At 63.8% G+C, this 6,411-nt stretch carries 6 protein-coding genes; 4 read left to right on the top strand and 2 right to left on the bottom strand.

Features of this window, described 5'->3' with window-relative positions; all coding sequences use genetic code 11:
• The 3 genes from AADA04_RS11960 to AADA04_RS11950 all read left to right on the top strand — a co-directional run.
• Window positions 1–1,699, top strand: a 1,699-nt coding sequence (locus tag AADA04_RS11960) for a formate--tetrahydrofolate ligase (protein ID WP_340693501.1), incomplete at its 5' end; no start/stop codon positions are given.
• A 58-nt stretch (window positions 1,700–1,757) separates the two neighbouring features.
• Window positions 1,758–2,846, top strand: a complete 1,089-nt coding sequence (gene hrcA, locus AADA04_RS11955; RefSeq protein ID WP_340693500.1) for a heat-inducible transcriptional repressor HrcA — start codon at window positions 1,758–1,760, stop codon at window positions 2,844–2,846.
• The gene (locus tag AADA04_RS11950; protein ID WP_340693499.1) at window positions 2,846–3,478 is read left to right on the top strand and encodes a nucleotide exchange factor GrpE; all 633 of its coding nucleotides are present in this window, start codon (window positions 2,846–2,848) and stop codon (window positions 3,476–3,478) included. The genes hrcA and AADA04_RS11950 overlap by 1 nt, the downstream gene beginning before the upstream one ends.
• 3 nt (window positions 3,479–3,481) lie before the next feature.
• Here AADA04_RS11950 and AADA04_RS11945 read toward each other — a convergent pair whose 3' ends face one another.
• Both AADA04_RS11945 and AADA04_RS11940 read right to left on the bottom strand, forming a co-directional pair.
• Window positions 3,482–4,330 carry a hypothetical protein gene (locus AADA04_RS11945; protein WP_340693498.1) on the bottom strand — a complete coding sequence of 283 codons (849 nt, stop codon included), beginning with the start codon at window positions 4,328–4,330 and terminating at the stop codon, window positions 3,482–3,484.
• A 97-nt stretch (window positions 4,331–4,427) separates the two neighbouring features.
• Window positions 4,428–5,267: a protein phosphatase 2C domain-containing protein gene (locus tag AADA04_RS11940; protein ID WP_340693497.1), complete on the bottom strand. Its 840-nt coding sequence runs from the start codon at window positions 5,265–5,267 to the stop codon at window positions 4,428–4,430.
• Window positions 5,268–5,689: 422 nt separating this feature from the next.
• On the opposite strand from AADA04_RS11940, the gene AADA04_RS11935 reads away from it, so the two are divergent.
• On the top strand, window positions 5,690–6,411 hold a 722-nt coding region (locus AADA04_RS11935; RefSeq protein ID WP_340693496.1), incomplete at its 3' end, for an Hsp70 family protein.

Genomic DNA, 6,411 nt, shown 5'->3' with positions numbered 1-6,411 from the left:
GGGCATCAGGGAACCAAGAGGGGGCCGCATGGCCAGTGATATCGAGATCGCCCGGGCGGCGACAAAGAAGCCTGTTACCGAAATCGGCGCAAAGCTCGGCATCCCCCCGGTCGACCTGATCCCCTATGGTCATGACAAGGCGAAAATCTCTGCGCGTTACCTGGCCAGCCTCGCCGACAGGCCGAACGGCAAGCTGATCCTCGTCACCGCGATCAGCCCGACAGCCGCCGGCGAAGGCAAGACCACGACCAGCGTCGGCCTCGCCGATGCGATGAACCGGATCGGGTCGGACACGCTTCTCTGCCTGCGCGAGCCCTCGCTCGGACCCTGTTTCGGCATGAAAGGCGGCGCAGCCGGCGGTGGCTATGCGCAGGTCGTCCCGATGGAAGACATCAACCTCCACTTCACGGGCGACTTCCACGCCATCACGTCGGCGCACAACCTGCTGGCCGCGATGGTCAGCAATCATATCCACTGGGGCAGCCCCAGCGGGCTCGACCCGGCGCGCGTCACCTGGCGCCGCGTGCTCGACATGAATGACCGCAACCTGCGCGAGATCGTCACCGGCCTTGGCGGGCCCGGCAATGGCGCGGCGATGGAGAGCGGTTTTGACATCACGGTCGCCTCGGAGATCATGGCAATTCTCTGTCTCGCAACGGATGCGCCCGATCTCGAGCAACGTCTCGACCGCATCATTGTCGGCTACCGCCGTGACCGGACCGCCGTGACCTGCGCCGACATCAAGGCGACCGGCGCGCTGATGGCGCTGCTGAAGGATGCCGTTCTGCCCAACCTCGTGCAGACACTGGAGAACAATCCCTGCCTCATCCATGGCGGGCCGTTTGCCAATATCGCGCATGGCTGCAATTCCGTGATCGCGACACAGGCCGCGCTCAAGATGGCCGACTATGTCGTCACCGAAGCCGGTTTCGGCGCCGACCTCGGCGCGGAGAAATTCTTCGACATCAAGTGCCGCAAATCGGGGCTTGAGCCGGATGTGGCCGTGCTGGTCGCCACCGTGAAAGCCCTGAAACTGCATGGCGGTCTCTCCCGGGACGCACTCGGCGCCGAGAATGTCGCGGCCCTCGAGGCAGGCCTTTCCAATCTGGGCCGTCACATCGAGAACCTGCAGCAATACGGCTTGCCCGTCGTGGTCGCGATCAACCATTTTACCCAGGACACGCCAGCCGAAATTGCAGCGATCGAAGCCTATTGCGCCCGTGTCGGCGTGCCCGTCGCACTCTGCACGCATTGGGCTGATGGCGGCAGGGGCGCCGAAACGCTCTCCCGGATCGTGACAGAGACGCTGGCAACACAGCCAGCCGACTTCCGCACGCTCTATGCCGATGACCTGCCGCTATTCGACAAGATCGAAACCGTCGCCAAACGGATCTATCGCGCCGACCATGTCGAAGCGCCGCGCGCCGTGCGTGACCAGCTGGCCCGCTGGGAAGCTGACGGCTTTGGCCGCCTGCCCGTCTGCATCGCCAAGACGCAATACAGCTTTTCCACCGACCCGGCCCTGTTCGGCGCACCGGAAGGCCACACCGTCCGCCTGCGCGAAGTGCGCCTCTCGGCGGGCGCGGGCTTCGTCGTCGCCATCTGCGGGGACATCATGACCATGCCCGGCCTGCCCCGCCACCCGGCCGCTGAGACAATCCACCTCAATGCAGACGGCCTGATCGAAGGTCTGTTCTGAGCCGGGATCGACACACCGCCCTATTGTACAGGGGCCACCGCCCCCCTAATCAATAGACATGGTTCTCACGCCCGACACCCAGTCCCTGATGCAGCGCCTCGACCAGCGCTCACGCGACATCTTCAAGCAGATTGTCGAAGGCTACCTGGCAACGGGAGATCCGGTCGGCTCGCGCACCCTGTCCAAGGGCGTCATTGCCCTGTCGCCAGCCTCGATCCGCAATGTCATGGCCGACCTGACCGAGCTTGGCCTGCTCGATGCGCCGCACGTGTCGGCAGGCCGCGCCCCCACACATCGGGGCCTTCGCCTGTTCGTTGACGGCTTCCTGGAGATCGGCGAGCCTTCCAGCGCCGACAAGCGCGAGATCGATGAGCGCCTCGGCGGCGCTGGCGGAGACCTGCAATCCGTGCTCGGCGAAGCGTCGAACATCCTGTCCGGCCTGACCGGCGGTGCGGGCCTTGTCGCCTCGCCGAGCCGCGACACCGCGGTACGGCACGTTGAATTCGTCCCCCTGGCTGGCGGCGATGCGCTCTGCGTACTCGTCACCGAGGATGGCGATGTCGAGAACCGGCTCGTGAAAATTCCCGAGGGCCTGCCTGCCACGACCCTGATCGAGGCTGGCAACTATCTCTCGACCCGCATGAAAGGCCGGACGCTGGCCGAGGCCGCCGTCGATGTCCGCGAGGAAATCAGCTCGCGCCGCGCTGCGCTCGATACCGCCGCGGCCGCCCTTGTCGAGGCCGGACTTGTCCAGTGGAGCGGCGACGCGCCGGGCCGGGGCCGGTCGCTGATCATACGCGGCCGGGCCAACCTGCTCGAAGACGCCAGGGCCGCCAATGACCTCGATCGTGTGCGCCAACTGTTCAACGAGCTTGAACGCCAGCAAAGCCTGCTCGATATCCTCGATACGACACGTGAGGCCGATGGCGTGCGCCTTTTCATTGGCGCGGAGAACCAGCTTTTTCCGCTTTCGGGTTCAAGTGTGATCGTGGCCCCCTATATGGGCGGTGCAAAACATGTCATTGGCGCGCTCGGCGTGATCGGCCCGACCCGGCTGAATTATGCCCGCGTGATACCGATGGTGGACTATACCGCAAAGGTGATCGGCGAAATCCTCGCCGCCCGGCGCGCAAAGGATGGGAAGTGATGAACGACGAGACCAAGACCGGCCAGAACGCCAACATCGATCCGAATGCCTCCAGGGCCGACCTCAAATCGGCGGCCGATGACATGTTGAAGAATGCCCGGGCCCAGGCGGCGGAAGGCATGGAAGCCGAGGCTGATACGGAAATCTCGCCCGAACAGGAAGCGATGCGCCTGAAGATCGAGAACGAAGAATTGCGCGAGCAATTGCTGCGCACGCTGGCCGACCTCGACAATACGCGCAAGCGCGCCGAACGGCAGGTCTCCGATGCCCGCGTCTATGCCATCGAACGTTTCGCCGGCGACCTTCTGAGCGTCTCCGACAATCTCGCCCGCGCCCTCGCCGCCCTGCCGGATGAAGACCGTGCCAACCTGTCAGATGCCGGCAACAACCTGCTCAGCGGCATCGAGATGACCGCCAAGGAACTGGAAACCGCGCTCGGCCGTCACGGCGTCAAACAAATCGATGCCACACCCGGCTCGGCCTTCGACCCGAACCTGCACCAGGCTGTGGCGCAGGTCCCGTCCGACCAGCCCGCCGGCACGATTGCCTCGCTCTTCCAGCCCGGCTGGAAAATCGGCGACCGCACACTGCGCGCCGCGATGGTGGCAGTGAGTGCAGGGAACGCAAACTAGGCGCTAGCGCACCACTTTCCACGCCGTCACCGTGCCCGGCTGCCAGTTCGGGACGATCACGGTATCGCCGAATATCTTGAGGTCATTCTGCAGGATTGGCGCCTCATCGCCTGTCGTGTCGAGCAGCGTGGTCACGGTCCCGTCCTCGGCGACATAGTGGACCTGCCCGGTCCATGACGAGACCAGGTATCCTCCGCCGGGCACAAGGCCGATGCCATCCGCATTGATCATGCCTGTCGCGATTTCAGTGATGGTTCCGTCGGCGGAAACGCTGAACAGCGATCCTGAATCCATGGTCGAAACCAGCAACCGGTCGCCATCCCCCAGAACGCCATTGATGCCGCCGAAGCGGGCGTCCTCAAGCCAGAGCGTGGCCACCCCATCCTGGATGCGGTGAATACGGCCCGTGCCGGAATCGGAGACATGGATGGCGCCATTCCACGCCGTGATACCGTTGAGAAAGACGGCGCCGTCGACCGGGATTTTCTCGCCGAGCCCACCCTCCGCCGCATCAAACACCATGACGACGTCAATGTCGGAGGCGTAAAGCTTGCCGTCCTGGATCGAGAGCCCCTTCGGACCATTGATCTTGGCGGCCCAATACTTCTCGATCAACTGGCCGTCAGGCGAGATCTTCGAGATGAACCCGTCGCCATTTTTCGCGTCACCATCGTCAATGCCGACATTCGAAACGAGAAAATTGCCGTCCGGCGCGCGGACCACGCTCTCAGGCGCAGCGAAATCGTCAGCGATCCAGAGCGGTTCGAGTTCCGGAATCGCAGCGATCCTGTCCGGTGTCGCGGCACAGGCGGCCATCATGGCAAAGGCTGGAAAGGCGAAATAGCGCAGCATCGGTCATGTCTCCCTGACTGGACGTGTCCGCCATCTTGCGGGCGGGTCCGTCCAGTATGCCGATCTTTGCACGCAGGGCCAGACTCGGCGCCGGCGCCTAGCCCGGAGGCTCGATGCGCAGAAACACACCGCTTGCATCATCCCGGGCCTTGAGCCGGTTCATGTCGCGTCCGGGTGACGCTTCGAACGTGCGCAGCGCCGCCACCGCGCCGCTGAGTCCTCTGTCGGCGACGAGATCCATGAAACGGTCCGGCGTGTGCGTCGCATAGGGCGAAATCAACCGGTACAGACCGTCGCTCATCAGGCAGATCGTATCACCCGGCGCGAGCACGACGGCCCGGGTCTGCAGGTTCGACGCCGCATGCGGGTCGAGCCCGAAACAGGTGCGGTTGGCATTCGAGCGGCGCCGGTCGGTCCGCAGCTGCGCGAGGCGTTCTTCAGGCGACAAGGCCAGCAGGCGGCGCGCCGTTATCGTCTCGTCCTCCGCCTTGCCGGGCGAGCCGATCACGGTGACGCTGGTGCCGCGCCGCAGCAGCGCCATGCAGTCGCCAAGCCAGGCAAACACAGCCCGGCCATTCACAACATGCATCCACATGCCCGATGCGATGGGCCGGGCTTCTCCGGGCAGAGCGTCAAGCGGGATGCGCGTGGATGTCTCCGCACGGGCGCGAACATCCGTCAGGGCTTTGGCAAAATAGGCGGTGGGGGTTTCGTCGGGCAATGGCGGCGCCATCAGGCGCGCACTGAGTGCTGCGGCAATCCAAGCGGCGCCGCTTTCGGCGTCAGGGAAGGGCCTGAGGTCGGTGACATCGGTTGCCCCGTCAAGCGCCCAGGCCGTGCCGGCAGCCTCGTCAAAGCCGAACCGGTCGTCGCCCGTCCTGCCCGGCGTGCCGGGATCGTTCACGGTTTCCAGAACCACAATTTTCACACCCGGCATCAGAGGTGCCCGCGTCGGTTGGTGCCGCGGCAAATCCGCGAGACACCACGCCCCGCACGTCCGGGTGCCGTATAATTCATGGGGCCGCCTTCCCTGCCGTTTGGTGCAGCAATGATGGACTGACGGCGGCGCCGCGACAACTGGCGGGCTCCGACAATCGGCCCAATTCACGTTTCAAATCGGTAATGGGTGCCGGAATGACTTCCCGGACACCGTTGATACTGGTCAAACCCCGTGTAAAAGCGCCGCATTACCCCTTGAGCGGGGGGATCTGCTCACCATATCGCACCTGAACAGGCGAACGGCTTTAAATTCCGTCTCCGCCGTCTCATATGAACCCTTGAGAGCCACTGGCTTCCGGGGCTGCTGAGCAGACCGAACCCATACAAGGCCCGTGGCGGCTAACAGAAGAGAGACATGCAATGAGCAAGATTATCGGTATCGACCTTGGGACCACAAACTCCTGCGTCGCCGTCATGGAAGGCGGCACGGCAAAGGTCATCGAAAACGCCGAGGGACAGCGCACCACGCCGTCCGTCGTCGCCTTTACGGAAAGCGGCGAACGCCTGATCGGTCAGCCTGCCAAGCGCCAGGCCGTCACCAACCCCGATTTCACCTATTACGCCATCAAGCGCCTGATCGGCCGCACGTATAACGATCCGACCGCCCAGAAAGACAAGGCCATGTCACCCTTCGAAATCGTCGAAGGCAAGGCAGGCGACGCCTGGGTCAAGGGCCGCGACCAGGACTATTCCCCGCAGGAAATCTCCGCCTTCATTCTTACCAAGATGAAGGAAACGGCTGAAGACTATCTCGGCACGCCGGTAACGCAGGCCGTGATCACCGTTCCGGCCTATTTCAACGACGCCCAGCGCCAGGCCACGAAAGATGCAGGCAAGATTGCCGGCCTCGAAGTGCTGCGCATCATCAACGAGCCAACGGCAGCCGCGCTCGCCTACGGCCTCGACAAGGGCGAAAACAAGACAATCGCCGTCTATGACCTTGGCGGTGGTACGTTCGACGTTTCGCTGCTCGAAATCGGTGATGGCGTGTTCGAAGTGCTGTCGACCAATGGCGACACGTTCCTCGGTGGTGAAGACTTCGACCTTCGCATCGTCGATTTCCTTGCAGCCGAGTTCAAGAA

The sequence above is a fragment of the Hyphomonas sp. genome, assembly GCF_037969335.1.
Classification (GTDB): Bacteria; Pseudomonadota; Alphaproteobacteria; order Caulobacterales; family Hyphomonadaceae; genus Hyphomonas.
Note: the sequence above shows the minus strand (reverse complement) of the source record. Positions and strands in the feature narration are given on the sequence as shown.

Bases quoted from the DNA above. Each gene is read 5' to 3' on its own strand.
- AADA04_RS11945 (WP_340693498.1), bottom strand. From the start codon at position 4,330: ATGCTGCGCTATTTCGCCTTTCCAGCCTTTGCCATGATGGCCGCCTGT.
- hrcA (WP_340693500.1), top strand. From the start codon at position 1,758: ATGGTTCTCACGCCCGACACCCAGTCCCTGATGCAGCGCCTCGACCAG.
- AADA04_RS11950 (WP_340693499.1), top strand. From the start codon at position 2,846: ATGAACGACGAGACCAAGACCGGCCAGAACGCCAACATCGATCCGAAT.
- AADA04_RS11940 (WP_340693497.1), bottom strand. From the start codon at position 5,267: ATGCCGGGTGTGAAAATTGTGGTTCTGGAAACCGTGAACGATCCCGGC.